Annotated in this window: 14 protein-coding genes; 12 read left to right on the plus strand and 2 right to left on the minus strand. The window is 35.6% G+C overall.

The genetic code is table 11. The features are described from left to right. Nucleotides 1-75: 75 nt before the first annotated feature. The 6 genes from LUA86_RS09985 to LUA86_RS10010 are packed head-to-tail and all read left to right on the plus strand — an operon-like array spanning nucleotide 76 to nucleotide 6,150. The gene (locus LUA86_RS09985; RefSeq protein WP_231460481.1) at nucleotides 76-1,026 is read left to right on the plus strand and encodes a stage II sporulation protein M; all 951 of its coding nucleotides are present in this window, start codon (nucleotides 76-78) and stop codon (nucleotides 1,024-1,026) included. Between the two features lies 1 nt (nucleotide 1,027). Next, a complete protein-coding gene (locus LUA86_RS09990; RefSeq protein ID WP_231460482.1) occupies nucleotides 1,028-1,906 on the plus strand; it encodes a hypothetical protein in 879 nt (292 codons plus the stop codon). Between the two features lie 4 nt (nucleotides 1,907-1,910). Next, the gene (locus LUA86_RS09995) at nucleotides 1,911-2,636 is read left to right on the plus strand and encodes a DUF4129 domain-containing protein (RefSeq protein WP_231460483.1); all 726 of its coding nucleotides are present in this window, start codon (nucleotides 1,911-1,913) and stop codon (nucleotides 2,634-2,636) included. Next, entirely contained in the window at nucleotides 2,633-3,808 is a 1,176-nt protein-coding gene (locus LUA86_RS10000) for a DUF4350 domain-containing protein (RefSeq protein ID WP_231460484.1), read from the plus strand. Before LUA86_RS09995 ends, LUA86_RS10000 begins: the two co-directional genes overlap by 4 nt. Next, nucleotides 3,808-4,785, plus strand: coding sequence for a MoxR family ATPase (locus LUA86_RS10005; RefSeq protein ID WP_231460485.1), 978 nt, complete (start codon nucleotides 3,808-3,810; stop codon nucleotides 4,783-4,785). The genes LUA86_RS10000 and LUA86_RS10005 overlap by 1 nt, the downstream gene beginning before the upstream one ends. An 18-nt stretch (nucleotides 4,786-4,803) precedes the next feature. Further along, nucleotides 4,804-6,150: a DUF58 domain-containing protein gene (locus LUA86_RS10010; RefSeq protein WP_231460486.1), complete on the plus strand. Its 1,347-nt coding sequence runs from the start codon at nucleotides 4,804-4,806 to the stop codon at nucleotides 6,148-6,150. A 294-nt stretch (nucleotides 6,151-6,444) separates the two neighbouring features. On the opposite strand, the gene LUA86_RS10015 is transcribed toward LUA86_RS10010, so the two are convergent. Then, the gene (locus LUA86_RS10015) at nucleotides 6,445-7,503 is read right to left on the minus strand and encodes a nucleoid-associated protein (RefSeq protein WP_231460487.1); all 1,059 of its coding nucleotides are present in this window, start codon (nucleotides 7,501-7,503) and stop codon (nucleotides 6,445-6,447) included. Between the two features lie 267 nt (nucleotides 7,504-7,770). Between LUA86_RS10015 and hisS the strand changes: the two genes are divergently transcribed. After that, complete coding sequence (gene hisS / locus LUA86_RS10020; protein WP_231460488.1) at nucleotides 7,771-9,153, plus strand: histidine--tRNA ligase; 1,383 nt, start codon at nucleotides 7,771-7,773, stop codon at nucleotides 9,151-9,153. 446 nt (nucleotides 9,154-9,599) lie between these two features. Here the strand turns inward: hisS and LUA86_RS10025 are convergent, their stop codons facing one another. After that, on the minus strand, nucleotides 9,600-10,331 hold the full coding sequence (locus LUA86_RS10025; protein ID WP_231460489.1) for a class I SAM-dependent methyltransferase: 732 nt from the start codon (nucleotides 10,329-10,331) through the stop codon (nucleotides 9,600-9,602). 117 nt (nucleotides 10,332-10,448) lie between these two features. On the opposite strand from LUA86_RS10025, the gene LUA86_RS10030 reads away from it, so the two are divergent. The 5 genes from LUA86_RS10030 (at nucleotide 10,449) to LUA86_RS10050 (ending at nucleotide 16,224) form a co-directional block, all read left to right on the plus strand. After that, nucleotides 10,449-11,756, plus strand: a complete 1,308-nt coding sequence (locus LUA86_RS10030; RefSeq protein WP_231460490.1) for an MFS transporter — start codon at nucleotides 10,449-10,451, stop codon at nucleotides 11,754-11,756. Nucleotides 11,757-11,863: 107 nt separating this feature from the next. Beyond that, nucleotides 11,864-13,144 carry a replication-associated recombination protein A gene (locus LUA86_RS10035; protein ID WP_231460491.1) on the plus strand — a complete coding sequence of 427 codons (1,281 nt, stop codon included), beginning with the start codon at nucleotides 11,864-11,866 and terminating at the stop codon, nucleotides 13,142-13,144. 60 nt (nucleotides 13,145-13,204) lie between these two features. Then, entirely contained in the window at nucleotides 13,205-14,677 is a 1,473-nt protein-coding gene (locus tag LUA86_RS10040; RefSeq protein WP_231460492.1) for a DUF5687 family protein, read from the plus strand. A gap of 2 nt (nucleotides 14,678-14,679) precedes the next feature. Then, nucleotides 14,680-15,372, plus strand: a complete 693-nt coding sequence (locus LUA86_RS10045; protein WP_231460493.1) for an ABC transporter ATP-binding protein — start codon at nucleotides 14,680-14,682, stop codon at nucleotides 15,370-15,372. A 174-nt stretch (nucleotides 15,373-15,546) separates the two neighbouring features. Further along, entirely contained in the window at nucleotides 15,547-16,224 is a 678-nt protein-coding gene (locus LUA86_RS10050) for an OmpA family protein (protein WP_231460494.1), read from the plus strand. Nucleotides 16,225-16,354 lie beyond the last annotated feature (130 nt).

Below are 16,354 nucleotides of genomic sequence, written 5' to 3' on the forward strand. Positions count from 1 at the left end.
TAATTAAGCATTTGCTTTATATTTTGTTAGGGAAAAAAATTAAACTATTTTAACCACAGATTTGAGCAGCTATTCATGAGAGAAGCTTTATTTGTTAAACAAAATACCGAAAAGTGGCAACGATTTAATGATTTGCAACAGGCTAGTCCTGATGAATTGGCCGATCGCTTTACGGAAATAACAAATGATTTAGCCTACGCCAAAACTTTTTATCCAAACTCGAAAACTACAGCTTATTTAAATGGCTTAGCCTCAAAACTTCACAGTTCGGTTTATAAAAATAAGAAGGAAAAATCAAACCGCTTTCTAACATTCTGGAAAACTGAACTTCCATTGCTCTTTTTCCAACATAGAAAGCAGGTTTTTTACGCATTGGCCTTTTTCTTAGTTTCTTGTGCAATTGGCGCTATTTCGGCAAAATATGATGATACATTTATCAGACTAATTTTAGGCGATGGTTATGTAAATATGACGAATGATAACATTGCAAAGGGCGACCCATTTGGCGTTTATAAACAACAAAACCCAGTGCTTATGTTTATCCAGATTGGCGCTAACAACATTTTCGTTTCTTTGTACACCTACGTTTTAGGCATAATTTTCTCTTTCGGAAGCATTGTTTCACTATTTAGAAATGGGGTAATGCTTGGTTCGTTTCAATACTTTTTCTTTAGCAAAGGTTTAGGTATTCAATCGGTTTTAGTAATCTGGATTCATGGAACTTTAGAAATATCGGCAATCGTTTTGGCCGGTGCTGCAGGTTTAGTTTTAGGCAATAGCTTCCTGTTTCCAAAAACATATACCAGAATGGCATCTGTTTTAAAAGGCGCTAAAGATGGTTTAAAAATTGTGCTCGGACTTGTACCAATATTCATAGTTGCCGCATTTTTTGAGAGTTTTATTACCCGACATACCGAAATGCACTGGACATTAAGTGGTTCTATATTAATCGGCTCTGCCGCTTTTATAATCTGGTATGTTTTTATTTATCCTAAAAAAATCTATCTGCAAACACAACTAAATTAATATGCTCAATAAAATTGAATTTAAGAAAATACGCGATTTCGGCCAGATAATTAATGATACGTTCACCTTTATCCGACAAAATTTTAAACCATTAATTAAAACCTACTATATATTTTGCGGGCTTTTTGTATTAGCCGGAATGCTGGCAATGCTGTTGCAACAATACAAAGCCGTAAATTTTATAAATAATATGGATGGATTAAGAAATAGAGGATATAGGTCGCAATTATATGGCGTAGAATATTTCATGGCAATACTATTCTCCTTAGCGGGTTATGCATGCACTACGGTTACGACGTTATCATATATAGCAATTTATGTACAAAAAGGTAACCAAACACCAACTACCGATGAAGTTTGGGGCTATATTAAATATTATTTCTTTAGAGTATTTGGCAGTTCACTTTTATTAGGCCTACTGCTTGTTGTTGGCTTTGTTTTTTGCTTACTACCTGGTTTTTGGCTCTTACCAATCATTTCGCTGGTTTTCCCCATTATTGTTATCGAAAATGGAACTTTAGGCTACGCCTTTGGCAGAAGTTTCAAATTAATAAAGGATAACTTTTGGATAACTTTCGGTACGCTGTTTATCATTTGGATAATTGTATACGCTTGCATGTCATTTGTAGTTTTGCCCACCACATTATTTAGCATGCTTGGCTTATTTTCGGGCAGCAAGCCACAAATGTCGTTAGTATTTACAATGCTGAGCACAGTTTTACAATACCTTTGCCAGGTGTGTACCGTTATACCCATCATTACCATAGCACTATCTTACTTTAGTTTGGTTGAGCAAAAGGAAAGCGCTGGCTTAATGGAGCGTATCTCTACATTTGGAAACGAAGAAAAACCAGTTGATTACCGCCCCGAAGAATATTAAGCGCATGCTAAAATTGGTTTTTAAATTCTTGATTTGTTTTCTATTGCTTTTTGCAGGAGCGAAGGCTATTGCGCAAAATAATAAACCAAAACCACAGCTAGCTGTAAAAATAGATAGCAGTAAAGTTTCGCCCTTAGCTTTTGATAAAAAAGCAATTGAAACCTATGAAGAACAAAAAGAATTTAAATATGATGAAGCTCAAACACGAGATTTATCTCTGTGGGATAGGTTTTGGATGTGGTTTTGGCAAATGGTTTCGAGGTTAATAACCACTGCAGGTTCTACACCTGGCTCAAAATATTTCTTCATTATCATCGGCATAGCCATTTTGGTTTACATCATCGTAAAAATAATTGGCTCAGAAAATATTTTTAGTAAAAAATCAAAAGAAACCATTCTTCAATACGATGTTTTAAATGAAAATATCCATGAAATTGACTACGAAAAAGAGCTTCAAAAGCTAATCGACCGAGGAAAATATCGTCTTGCGGTGAGGCTGTTGTATTTAAAAACTTTAAAAAAATTAAGCGACTCCAACATCATTGATTGGAAACCAGAGAAAACCAATTATAACTACCTAACAGAAATTAATAAACCAGAGTTGAAATCGGAATTCGGAAAGCTTACACACCAGTTTGATTATATCTGGTATGGAGATTTCCCGGTTGATGAAAATAAATTCGAGCCAATTAACCAATCTTTTAATCAGTTTAACTCGGCAATAAAATGAAGGGTTATAAAATATATTTTGCCATTGGCTTAATACTGATATTGGTTTATCTTATTGCTCAGTTTAATAAGCCAACACCAACAGATTGGTCTCCATCTTATAAAAAAGAAAGCAAAATTCCTTACGGAACGTATATTCTGTACAACCAACTTCAGGATGTTTTGCCGGGCGCAAAAAAGCAAGCATCGGCTATGCCAATTTACAACACACTAAAAGGCAAAAATAATACTAATGCAAGCTATTTAATTATTGCGCCGCAAATAAAAATTACAAAAGTCGATTTTGAGCAGATAAAGAAGTTTGTAAGTGCCGGGAACAAAGTATTTATTGCCAGTTACACCTTGGGAAATTATGCAGAGGAAGCATTAAAAATAAAAACTGCTTATAATTTTAATAAGGATGGCAGTTCAATAAATTTTACAAATCCGGCCTTAAAAACAGTTGTAAATTATGGTTTTGATAAAGGCATTGGCAATCAATATTATCGAAGTATAGATACTGCAAAAGCAACAGTATTGGGTGTTGATGCGAACAATAAACCAAATTTTATCAGTTATAATTTTGGTAAAGGTGCTCTTTATGTAATTGCCGGGCCAGGCTTTTACAGCAACTGTAATATGCTCGATAAATATGGTCCTGAATATGCTGCCAAAACTTTGAGTTATTTAAAAGGTACAAACACTTTAATTTTTGATGATTACTACAACATTGTTGATGCCGGAGAAACTAATATTTTAAGGGTATTTTTTAAACATCCTGAATTAAAATATGCTTATTATCTGTGTATTTTTAGTTTGCTGCTTTTTGTTTTTTATGATATAAAAAGAAGACAGAGAATAATCCCGATTGCAGATCCCTACACGAACACATCTGTAGAATATGCCCAGGTTGTAGGTAGCGTATATTACCACGAGCATAACAATCTTGACATCGCTCAAAAGAAAATAAGTTATCTGCTAGAGCATTTACGAAGCCGATATTACATCAGAACAAATGAAATCGACAGCGCTTTTGCAATTACCCTGATGCAAAAAACCGGTATTAATGAAGCGATGGCGAAATCGCTAACACGCTACATTACTCAAATTCCAACGCTTAAAAATTACAGCGATTCAGAATTAATTGGCTTAAACCAGATTATAGAAGATTTTTATAAAAACACAAAAACCTAATGGAAGAGGAACAATTTAATCAACGTACAGATTTATCAGCATTAACTGATGCCGTAAATCACATTCGCTCGGTACTTAGCAATATTATTATCGGGCAAAAACAGGTTATCGATTTTTTAATTGTTGGCTTGCTTTCTGACGGACATATTTTAATTGAAGGCGTACCAGGAGTTGCCAAAACCCTGAGTGCAAAATTATTGGCAAAATCAATTGATGCACAATTTTCGAGGGTGCAATTTACACCCGATTTAATGCCTTCTGACGTATTAGGAACACCAATTTTCAATACCAAAAGCGGCGACTTCGAATTTAGAAAAGGTCCAATTTTTGGCAATATTATCTTGGTTGATGAAATTAACCGTGCCCCTGCCAAAACACAATCTGCACTTTTCGAAATAATGGAAGAACGCCAGGTTACCATTGATGGTACAACTTACCTGATGGAAGAGCCTTTTATGGTTTTGGCAACGCAAAACCCGATTGAGCAAGAAGGCACTTATCGCTTACCCGAAGCACAACTGGATAGGTTTTTATTTAAAATTGAAGTTAAATATCCATCCTTGGAAGAAGAAACGGAGATTTTGATGAAGCAGCATAGCTTGGTAAACAAAACCTTGCTTGATGAAGTAAAACCAGTTTTATCGGTTCGGCAAATTAAGTCGGCCAGAGAAACCATTCGGAGTTTATTTGTAGAACCAAAACTTATTGAATTTATTGCAAAAATTGTTAATGAAACACGCAATAACCCATCCTTATATTTGGGTGCTTCACCACGAGCTTCGTTGGCCATTATTCATAGTGCAAAAGCCCTGGCTGCAATACAAAACCGGGATTTTGTTACGCCAGATGATATTATAACCGTTGCCGTTCCGGTTTTGGCACACCGTATTATTTTATCGCCAGAAAAAGAAATGGAAGGCATTACAACAACCGACGTTGTTCATCAAATTATTAAAAGAATAGAAGTTCCAAGATAAGTTAAGCTCAAAAACCAATTGAAAAACATATTCCAACAGTATTATAAAAATTTATTTCTAAGCAACAGGTTATTTGCCGCATTGGCAACCTGTGTATTGTTATTTATTTTAAAGTTTTTCTTTAACTGGTTGGGCGAAATTCCTGAAATTTTTACTGGTGTTGTTTTTATTTTATTGATTTTGGATATCGTAATTCTTTATCGAATAAATAATGGAATTGAAGCAAGCCGATTAACTTCGAAAAGATTAAGCAATGGCGATGAAAATCCGATTCAAATTGAGCTTAAAAACAAATATGGTTTTGGGGTAAATCTTCGGGTGATAGATGAAGTTCCTTTTCAGTTTCAATTACGCGATAAAGATTTTCGATTAAGTTTAAAATCCGGAGACATCAAATCTATCCATTACAATTTAAGGCCAACAAAACGTGGCGAATACGATTTTGGTTTTATAAGGGTTTACGTAAGCTCAGCATTAGGTTTGGTTAGCCGCAGATTTAATTTTGATGGCTCAAAAATCCTTCCGGTTTATCCGTCCTTTATAAATTTAGGCCAATATGAATTAATGGCCGCCTCTAATCATTTAACCGAGTTTGGTGTAAAAAAAATCCGCAAAATCGGACAAAGTACAGCGTTCGACCAGATTAAAAATTACGTTGGTGGCGACGACATCCGAACCATAAACTGGAAAGCTACGGCTAGAAAAAATAGTTTAATGGTTAATACTTATACCGATGAGCGTTCGCAAAATATTTACTGCATAATCGATAAATCGAGAGTAATGCGTATGCCTTTCGAAGGTTTGAGTCTGCTCGATTACGCCATTAATGCAACCGTTGCGCTATCAAAAGTCGCCATGCTTAAACAAGATAAAGCAGGAATAATAACGTTATCAGAAACGATAGGAACAATTGTGCCGGCTGAGCGAAAATCAACCCAGCTTAGCCACATAATGCAAGTGCTTTATAAAGAGAAAACCCGTTATCTAGAAAGCAATATGGAGGCGCTTTACAGCACTATCCGTTCGGTAATAAAACAGCGTAGTCTTGTGGTTTTCTTCACAAATTTTGAAAGTTTATCTGCCTTGCAAAGGCAAATGCCTTACCTTAAAAGGGTAGCAAAATATCATTTGCTTTTAGTGGTGTTTTTTGAAAATACCGAGCTAAAAAGTTTAAGTAACAAACCCGCCAAAGATATCGAAGGTATTTACCATAAAACCATAGCAGAAAAGTTTATCTACGAAAAGAAATTAATGGTTAAAGAGTTAAACAGATGTGGCATTTTATCAATTTTAACTCCGCCGCAAAAATTAACCATTAGTGTAATCAATCAATACTTGGCATTAAAAGCGCAGCAAAAAATTTAGTAAAGGTTGGGTTGTAAGTCTGGTGAATAATTTATTTTATAAATATCAATACCAAAACATTGATTTGTCCTAGCCGGACTGGCTTTTTTCTTTTGGCAGCAAAAGAAACAAAACTGTCGGCTTAAAATTTTTGTATTAAAGTTAGAGGTTTGGCTCTGTTAAGCTATCCCCAAAAATTTGTTAGGCCGATTTAAGCTTAACGACGATACACTACTTAGGCTTAGTTGGACGGGAATACTAAAACTTAAATAGATATTATTAACAACCCATTCTTTGCCCAACAGCAAAAAAAACCTACTCCTCTTCCCTGAAATAAACTTTATAATAGTTCATAGATTTTTCATCATCGTAACCTTTCTCAATCATTTCTTTATTTCCATGAATGTAGATGTGAAAATTCTTATCCAATTTTAAAACACTTTTATAAACCCGAGCTTGTTTTTTAACCGCGGCATCGGCAATTTCAAAACTATCCGCAATCGGACTTTCATATTCCTCCTCGTAATTTTTCTTGTAGTTTTTAAAAGATTCTATTCCTTCGGCATTACCAATAACCTCATTTCCGAATTCTTCAATATCAAAAGTTTCCTTTTCCTTAAAATATTTCATCGAACGGTTAAGCAAATCAATCTTATCAGCTTTACTTATTTCATAATCATCATCAAGCTTTTGAGTTACAAAGTTTTTGTAAACGCCCAACACATTGTTGGTTTGGTTATAACTATCGTTTCTAATTTTCAGTTTCAAAAACTCATCTTTCCAATAAACTGCGCTATCATTGCTGCTCTTAGATTGGTCCAGCACAACAATTTTAAACCCTTCTTCTTTCTCAACATTAAAAATCAAACAACCTTTATCTAATTTATTAATATTGATGGCTTCTTGCTCGTAGCTCACATTAAAACCGTCTTGCTCAGGGTAAACCTTCAAATAAGTGTCTTTATTTTCCGATTTAAAAATACCTAAAACATCAAGCTGCTCGCCTTCAATCTGCACTTTTTCGAAATAGGCAACATATAATTCGCCCGATTTAATTTTCGGATGGTTCGCCACATCATATAAATGTTTTGCCAGCTGTTCCGAATTTTCGTGAAAAAGCGAGTTATTTTCAAAAATCTCATTCGCAAAATGGTACACTTCGTTCAACTGCAAATTATCACTCGGATGGTAAAAGCGAAAAACTTCATTCACCTTTTCAAAAGGCTTTAAAAAATACTGCATTAATAAATTACCCAAAATTTCGTCCTCAATTTTTAAAGGTGCGTCAGATAGTTTGTAATATTCTTCCAGTAATTTATTGCCGGTATGGTGTATAGAAAGTTGCTTTAACGAAGCTTCGAAAAATGAAATCATGGCGGCAAAAGTAAGTAAAAGCCATGGGAAAGAAAGATGCAGATTTTTTAAAATTTTATAATAATTTGAAAATGTTTCAGCAGTAATTCTTGGCAGCTGTAGCCCCGTTATTCGCTCATACGCCTGCAGGCCTTAAGCAAAGGCCGGTATCCGCTACTACCGGGTTTAAAAAACAACGGATGATTAAGGCAAATTTCCTATTTTAATTTACAGATAGTCTATTTTAAAATCTCTGTGGTTAATAAACCTTTTTGTACTTTTGCGGCTATGTCAGTTATTAAACCCAGTTTAGCAAAAGGAACCCGCGATTTTTCTCCTGTAGAAATGGTGAAACGCAACTTTATTTACGATACCATTAAATCGGTTTTCAGGAAATATGGTTATGCAGAAATTCAAACACCAAGCATGGAAAACCTTTCTACCTTAACCGGAAAATATGGCGATGAAGGTGATAAACTGATATTTAAAATCTTAAATAGCGGCGATTATTTGAGTAAAATCGATGAGCAATTACTGGCAACACGCAACTCACAACTGGCAACATCAAAACTATCCGAAAAAGCCCTTCGGTACGATTTAACCGTTCCTTTCGCTCGTTACGTTGTAATGCACCAAAACGACATCACACTTCCTTTCAAACGTTTCCAGGTTCAACCTGTTTGGCGTGCAGATAAACCACAAAAAGGTCGTTACCGCGAATTTTACCAATGCGATGTTGACGTTGTTGGCTCAAAAAGTTTATTAAATGAAGCTGAATTTATTCTGATTTACGATGAAGCTTTAAGCAAATTAGGTTTAAAGGATTTCAATATAAAAATTAACAACCGTAAAATTTTATCGGGCATTGCCGAAATTATTGGCAAACCAGATTTAATTATCGACATGACTGTTGCCATAGATAAACTTGATAAAATTGGTTTGGATGGTGTAAGTAAAGAGTTATTGGAACGTGGTTTTACCGAAACTGATTTAGAAAAACTTCGCCCGGTGATATTGCTTGAAGGCAATAACGAGGAGAAACTGGCCAGCTTAAAAACTGTATTGGCAGAATCAGAAACCGGATTAAAAGGCATAGCTGAAATTGAGCAGGTTTTTGAATATGTAGAAAGACTTATATCTTACACTTTACCTTTAACTGCAAAATTAGAACTCGATATTACACTAGCACGAGGCTTAAATTATTATACGGGTTGTATTTTTGAGGTTAAAACTAACGAAGTTGCTATGGGCAGCATTGGTGGCGGTGGCCGTTATGATGATCTAACAGGCATGTTTGGTTTAAAAGATTTAACCGGCGTTGGTGTATCATTCGGAGCGGATAGAATTTATGATGTTTTAGAAGAACTGAATTTATTCCCGGCATCTGCAGAAGTTGGAACAAAGGTTTTAATCAGCAATTTTGATAATGAAGCTGAACGATTTGCATTGCCAATTCTGCAACAATTTAGAACTGCTGGCATTGCTGCAGAGCTTTACCCAACATCGGCAAAGCTGAAAAAACAAATGTCGTACGCGGATGCAAAGAGAATACCTTACGTGGTGTTAATTGGTGGCGATGAAATTGCAAGCGGCGAGCTTACTTTAAAAGATATGCAAAGTGGCGAGCAGAAAAAAATGACTGCCTTAGCCATTATGGATTTATTGAAATAGAAATTAATAAATGGTCTGTGAAGACAAAGACCATGGAAAAATTTTCCCTTTTTCTAAAAATGGTCGTCATTGCGAATGTATTAGTCTTTTAATTACCTATACTATTATCCGTTGGTTGAAACCAACGGCAATTAATGTCTGCAAGTTTATTAGCACTGCAAAATAGATAATAAGGCATTCATTGCAGGCTGCTTTAGCTGCCTGTTTTATATTAAGCACTTAGCGGCTTTAGCCAAAAACCTTCGTTCTTAAACCCGATTGATTGAAAAGCCCGTAAGCGAGGAACGAGTGCGGACTTGTAAAGGAAAGCGGGACTGAAGTTACCGAAGAATTACTGAAGTAACGTTTTCAAATAATTTTAAAGGCAACTATTTAAAGGTCTTTAAGCTAAGATGCTTCGTATTTCGCAATGACGATAGCTTAAAGCATTGTGGTCAACTAAGTATCTATCTTCCAACTCTCAACAAAACCGGGAAACGGACATCTTTTTCAGCGTCGCTGCCCCAGGCTTCTTTTAGCTCGGTAAACATGTATTCTATCGGGTTTCTTTCGTTCGCTTTTTTGTAATGCTGCAGCGCAGACCAAGTATTTAAATAGCCGATTAGCTGATTAAAATTCCAACGGGTTTTTATCAAGAAATGAGGCGCAGTAATTTCTTCAAAAGGAAACGGAATGGTTTTATAATTCTCCTCGATGTACCTTCTTTCGGGGTCCCAATATTTACCCAAAAAATCTTCGTAAAGTTTGTGTACAGCAGCATCAACCTTTTTATCGATATGCATAATTCCGTAGCCGATTATTGCAAAAATTCCATCAGGTTTTAAGGTTCGTTTAACTTCGCTGTAAAAAGCATCGAAATTAAACCAATGTACCGCTTGCGCTACGGTAATCAAATCAAAACTATCATCATCAACATTTGCTTTATCTGATGATTCTACCTGATAAACAATGTTTGGCAATTTTAAAGCCTGCTCAATCTGCTTTTTGCTAATGTCTGTAGCGTAAACGCCTTCAAAATGCAAAGCTAATTCTCTCGCCACCTGCCCGTTTCCTGTTGCGCAATCCCACGCAGCTTTTTTATTAACAACTAAAGAAAATAAAAAATCATAAAGCTCTTTTGGATAAGTTGGGCGATATATTGCATAATCCGCAGCCTGGTTAGAGAAATTATCTTTCATATCAAAATGCTTAACTTTTAGTAACAGAATAATTGAAGTTATGCATTTGTTTGCAAAAATATTATTCTACTGCTATCTTACCATAAAACATACATTTGTGTTTCATAAACTTTTAAGATGAGCAAAACCTTAACTGATTTTAAAGCCGGAGAAATTGATGAAGTGAAATACAGGCTGAAATCTATTTTTGGCGGCTCGGTAGGGAATTTGGTAGAATGGTACGATTGGTACACCTATTCGGCTTTTGCATTGTATTTTTCTCCTGCATTTTTCCCTAATAGCAACGCTACTGCACAATTATTAAACAGTGCGGGTATTTTTGCAGTAGGCTTTTTAATGCGACCAATAGGCGGTTGGTTATTCGGCAGCATTGCTGATAAATTTGGCAGAAAGCAATCAATGGCGATTTCGGTTTTTATCATGGCCATAGGTTCACTTATCATCGGATTAACGCCAGGCTACAAACAAATTGGAATTGCTGCACCATTATTATTGGTTTTCGCCAGGCTAATTCAAGGTTTAAGTACAGGTGGCGAATATGGAACATCTGCTACCTATTTAAGTGAAATGGCTGCGAAACAGCATCGTGGTTTTTACTCAAGTTTTCAATATGTAACGTTAATTGGCGGCCAGTTATTGGCATTAGGCATACAGCTCATTTTGCAGAATTGGTTGCTAAGTCCGGCAGAATTACAAGCCTGGGGATGGCGCATTCCATTTTTTATTGGTGCAATTTTATCTTTCATTGCTTTGTATTTAAGAAGGCACATTGCCGAAACTTCTGCTTTTAAAAGTAAATCTGTAGATGATAAAAAAGGTGGCATAGCCGTTTTAATGCAATACCCAAAAGAAGTGCTAACCGTAGTTGGCTTAACTTTGGGTGGCACAATTGCATTTTACACTTTTAGCACTTACATGCAAAAATTTCTGGTTAACACGGTTCATTTAAGTAAAGAAACATCAACAGCATTATCTTTTACTTCGTTATTGGTATTTGCAATTATTCAACCTTTATTTGGTTTATTATCCGATAAAATCGGAAGAAAACCTCTTCTAATTGGCTTCGGCGTTTTAGGCGCATTGCTTACTTATCCAATATTAACCGGAATAGCAAATGAAACGAATACAATCCTTATTTTTCTATTAATGATAGCCGCATTAATTATTGTTAGCGGCTATACCAGCATCAACGCAGTGGTAAAAGCAGAATTATTTCCTGCTGAAATTAGAGCACTTGGTGTAGGTTTGCCTTATGCTTTAACAGTAGCAATATTTGGTGGAACTGCCGAATATTTGGCGCTTTGGTTTAAAAACATTGGCCACGAGAATTATTTTTATTGGTATGTAACCGGATGCATTTTAATTTCCCTAATCCTTTATACCACCATGAAAGACACTAAACATCATTCTAAAATTGAGGATTGAAGCTACTGATGCTTTAATTCTAACAATTATAGGTTTGTTACAAAGGCTAAGCTAAAATTCGCAGTAATAATCAGCAGGCAAATATCATTTTTCATATATTTACGATTATGCAAAACCTGCCACCTTTAGCCGAAAGAATGCGCCCGCAAAACCTAAATGAATATGTTGGGCAACAGCATTTGGTAGGCGAAAATGCAGTTTTACGCAAAGCGATTGAAAGTAGCCAGCTACCATCGATGATTTTTTGGGGACCTCCAGGCGTGGGCAAAACAACACTGGCCTACATAATTTCTCAAACATTAGACCGACCATTTTTTAATTTAAGTGCAATTAATAGTGGCGTAAAAGATATTAGAGATGTTATCGATAGAGCTGCCCAATTAAAAGATAGCTTTTTAGGTTTGCCCATTTTATTTATTGATGAGATTCATCGTTTTAGTAAATCGCAACAAGATAGTTTGCTTGGCGCTGTTGAACGGGGTTTAGTAACCTTAATTGGTGCAACAACCGAAAATCCATCTTTCGAAGTTATATCCGCTTTGCTATCGAGATGCCAGGTTTACATTTTAAAATCATTAACAGAAGATGAATTGTCTGGTTTACTACAAACTGCCATTGAAAAAGATACAGTACTGGCTCAAAAAAAAATAACGATTAAAGAGCACGAAGCTTTAATCCGGTTATCGGGTGGCGATGCCCGTAAACTTTTAAATGTTCTGGAAATTGCCATAAACGGAATTGGTGGCGATAAAATTACGCTCACCAATGAAAATGTGCTTGCCCACGCACAACAGAATTTAGCATTGTACGATAAAGCCGGCGAACAACATTATGATATTATTTCTGCTTTTATAAAATCTATTCGCGGTAGCGACCCAAATGCAGCAGTTTACTGGCTAGCCCGAATGATTGAAGGCGGAGAAGACCCCTTATTTATCGCCAGACGATTACTTATTCTTTCTTCAGAAGATATTGGAAATGCAAATCCAAACGCTTTACTCCTTGCCAATAATTGTTTTACAGCAGTAAATGTAATTGGTTATCCCGAGGCGAGAATTATTTTATCGCAATGCGTAACTTATTTAGCCAGCTCGGTAAAAAGCAATGCATCTTACGAAGCAATAAACCGTGCGCAAGCTTTGGTTAAACAAACCGGCAACTTACCTGTGCCCCTGCATATACGTAATGCACCAACCAAGTTGATGAAAAATATTGGTTATGGAAAAGATTATAAATATTCGCACAATTACGATGGTAATTTCGAAACGCAAGAATATTTTCCGGATGAATTGAGCGGAACAAAACTTTACGATCCGGGTAAAAATCCGGCAGAAGAAAAACTTAGAGAGAAGTTACGCCAAAACTGGAAAGAAAAATACAATTACTAACTGTAACATTTTTGGCCTAATGCATACTAATAATAAACCAACATCAATAACTAAAACTATATGCTGAATACTTTTTTAAGCCATCAATGGAAATCATTCTGGCGTTCGCGGAACCGGGGCAGCAGTATTGCGGGCCAAATTGTTTTGGGCTTTTTTATGCTTTACTTTCTTGTTCTTGCGCTTGGTGCAGGTTTCGGAATGCAATTTTTACTGCCGAAAATCTTCCCAAATCAAGATGTTATTAAAAGTTTTAACGGCTTAATTCTTTATTATTTCGCACTAGATTTTATTATGCGCTTGCAACTGCAAGAATTACCAACGCTAAGTATAATTCCTTATCTGCATTTAAGAATCTCAAGAAGTAAAATTATTAGTTTCCTTAACCTAAAGGCATTATTTTCTGCTTTTAATTTATGGCCGATATTTATTTTCTTACCTTTTATATTTTTAAAAATCGGTACAACTTATGGCATATTTACCGCTTTAATGTATGTGGTAACCGTACTTTCTATAACTATTTTTAACAATTATTTGGCGCTGTACATTAAGCGTAAATCGATAAGCAATGTACTCTATACACTTGTTGGCCTAATTATTTTTGCAGTTTTTGCTGCGCTGGAGTACTATAAAGTTATTTCGGTAATGGCTGCATCCGATTATGTTTTTAAAACCATCGCGAAAATGCCATTTATCGACTTTGCCTTTACCTTAGCTGCTGCTGCAATTTTTTACATTAACTCCAGCTTCCTGCTTAAAAACTTATATACCGAAGAATTAAGCAGTAAACAAGAGAAAAAAGCAAGTACCGATTATGCATTCTTAAATAGATTTGGTAGAGTTGGCGAACTTGCAGCATTGGAATTAAAATTAATTTTGCGCCATAAAAGACCTCGTTCTTCTGTAATAATGGGTTTCTTTTTTCTGTTTTACGGATTCATCTTTTACAAAGAAAAAGCCATTGATAGAGATGCTTTCGGACAAATGATGTTCGGTGCAATTTTTATGACTGGTATCTCTATCATCATATACGGTCAGTTCATGTTCGCATGGCAAAGCGCACATTTTGATGGTATTTTGGCTAACAAAATCAATTTCAAAGATTTTATCAGAGCAAAATTTTTACTTTTTACAATTGGCTGTACAGTTATTACTTTGCTGGCAAGTTTTTACGGCTTTTTGAGTCCGAAGTTATTATTGTTACATGTTGCAGCATATTTATACAACATTGGCTTTGGTACAGTGGTGGTTTTATACCTGGCTACCTTAAACTACAAACGCCTTGATATCACAAAAGCCGCAAGTTTTAATTACCAGGGAACTGGCGCTACACAATGGTTATTAATGTTTCCTTACGCATTAACGCCGATATTAATTTATGTTCCTTTCGGGATGTTGGATAAACCATATTGGGGTTTAATTGCCGTTTCCATTTTCGGCCTTATTATGTTATTAATGCGTGGTTTCTGGGTAAACTACATTGCTAAAAGATTAGAATTACAACGTTATAAAATAGCCGAAGGCTTTAGAGAATAATTATGATACTAGAAGTTAAGAATTTACAAAAAGTTTATGGCGATAAAACCGTTGTAAACATTCAGGATTTAAATATCGAAGCCGGAGAAACTGTTGGTTTAGTAGGCAATAATGGCGCTGGTAAAACAACATTCTTTCGGATGCTTTTAGATTTAATTCGCCCAACAAGTGGCGAAGTATTATCAAAAGGCGAGAACGTAATGCAAAACGATAATTGGAAAAATTATACCGCTTCGTTCTTGGATGAGGGTTTTTTAATAGATTACCTCACACCTGAAGAATATTTTACTTTTATTGGCAGTTTGCACAATTTAAGCATAGCTGATGTTTCTGCTTACCTTAAACAATACGGGGAATTTTTTAATGGGGAGATTTTAAATAGTGGCAAATATATTCGCGATTTTAGTAAGGGAAACCAGGTAAAAGTTGGTATTGCCGCTGCCTTAATGCAAAAGCCAGAAATATTAATTCTGGATGAACCGTTTGCAAATTTAGACCCTACAACGCAAATTCGTTTAAAGAATTTATTAAAGCTTCAAGCTGGAAGCATGACTACCTTTATCTCTAGCCACGATTTAAACCACGTAACAGATGTTTGTAACCGGATTATTCTTGTAGAAAAAGGCGTAGTTATTAAAGATTTTAAAACAGACGAAAATACACTGAAAGAACTGGAAAGTTATTTTTCTGCATAACCTTGTACTAATAATGATACAAATGAGGAGCGTTCTACAGCCGGACGCTCTTTTTTTATGCTTTAAATTATTCTTTATTGCTCTGAATTAAGAAAATTACACTAATTCTCTACACAGATATTTTTTGGCATTGTGTTTGAATAATGCAATTCAGAATTATAAATCAAGATTATTATGAATATTTCAAAAGTAAGAATAGCAACATTAAGTATAGGGTTAGCAGTAGGTTCAATGGCATTGCAAAGCTGCGATAGTTTAACTAAGACTCAAAAAGGTGCAGGTATTGGTGCTGCTGCAGGTGGTGTAGTGGGTGCATTAATTGGTAAAAAAGCGGGTAACACAGCAGTAGGTGCATTAATTGGTGGTGCTATTGGTGGTACAGCTGGTGCATTCATCGGACGTAGAATGGACAGACAAGCAGCTGAAATTCAGAAAGCCATTCCTAATGCAGAAGTAATTCGTGAGGGAGAAGGTATTATTGTAAAATTTGATAGTGGTATTTTATTCGATTTCGATAAAACTGCTTTAAAAGATGCAGCAAAAGCAAATGTACAGAGCTTAGCCGCTTCATTAAATCAATATCCTGATACAGATATCAAAGTGATTGGCCACACAGATAGCCGTGGTACTGAACAGTATAACCAAGGTTTATCAGAAAGAAGAGCAGCAGCGGTTAAAGCTTATGCAGTTTCTCAAGGTGTACCTTCATCAAGATTAGTAACAATTGGTAAAGGTTTTGCAGAGCCAATTGCAGATAACGAAACAGATGCTGGCCGTGCGGCTAACCGTCGTGTTGAGATTGTTATTGTTGCAAATGATGCATTAAAATCTACTGCACAAAAACAAGGATAATTTAAAAATTCCCTCTACCTATGAGGTCATTATATATCCAATCCCGATGTCAAAACATCGGGATTTTTTTTGTTTAATAAAAAAATAGTACTGCCGTTATTTCGACCGCAGTGATAAATCTTTTAAGTTA

Origin of the sequence: Pedobacter sp. Leaf132 (genome assembly GCF_920984695.1) — a bacterium.
Taxonomy (GTDB): domain Bacteria; phylum Bacteroidota; class Bacteroidia; order Sphingobacteriales; family Sphingobacteriaceae; genus Pedobacter.

Coding starts and splice junctions, on each gene's coding strand:
- LUA86_RS09985 (WP_231460481.1), top strand. CDS start 76: ATGAGAGAAGCTTTATTTGTTAAACAAAATACCGAAAAGTGGCAACGA.
- LUA86_RS09990 (WP_231460482.1), top strand. CDS start 1,028: ATGCTCAATAAAATTGAATTTAAGAAAATACGCGATTTCGGCCAGATA.
- LUA86_RS09995 (WP_231460483.1), top strand. CDS start 1,911: ATGCTAAAATTGGTTTTTAAATTCTTGATTTGTTTTCTATTGCTTTTT.
- LUA86_RS10000 (WP_231460484.1), top strand. CDS start 2,633: ATGAAGGGTTATAAAATATATTTTGCCATTGGCTTAATACTGATATTG.
- LUA86_RS10005 (WP_231460485.1), top strand. CDS start 3,808: ATGGAAGAGGAACAATTTAATCAACGTACAGATTTATCAGCATTAACT.
- LUA86_RS10015 (WP_231460487.1), bottom strand. CDS start 7,503: ATGATTTCATTTTTCGAAGCTTCGTTAAAGCAACTTTCTATACACCAT.
- hisS (WP_231460488.1), top strand. CDS start 7,771: ATGTCAGTTATTAAACCCAGTTTAGCAAAAGGAACCCGCGATTTTTCT.
- LUA86_RS10025 (WP_231460489.1), bottom strand. CDS start 10,331: ATGAAAGATAATTTCTCTAACCAGGCTGCGGATTATGCAATATATCGC.
- LUA86_RS10030 (WP_231460490.1), top strand. CDS start 10,449: ATGAGCAAAACCTTAACTGATTTTAAAGCCGGAGAAATTGATGAAGTG.
- LUA86_RS10035 (WP_231460491.1), top strand. CDS start 11,864: ATGCAAAACCTGCCACCTTTAGCCGAAAGAATGCGCCCGCAAAACCTA.
- LUA86_RS10040 (WP_231460492.1), top strand. CDS start 13,205: ATGCTGAATACTTTTTTAAGCCATCAATGGAAATCATTCTGGCGTTCG.
- LUA86_RS10045 (WP_231460493.1), top strand. CDS start 14,680: ATGATACTAGAAGTTAAGAATTTACAAAAAGTTTATGGCGATAAAACC.
- LUA86_RS10050 (WP_231460494.1), top strand. CDS start 15,547: ATGAATATTTCAAAAGTAAGAATAGCAACATTAAGTATAGGGTTAGCA.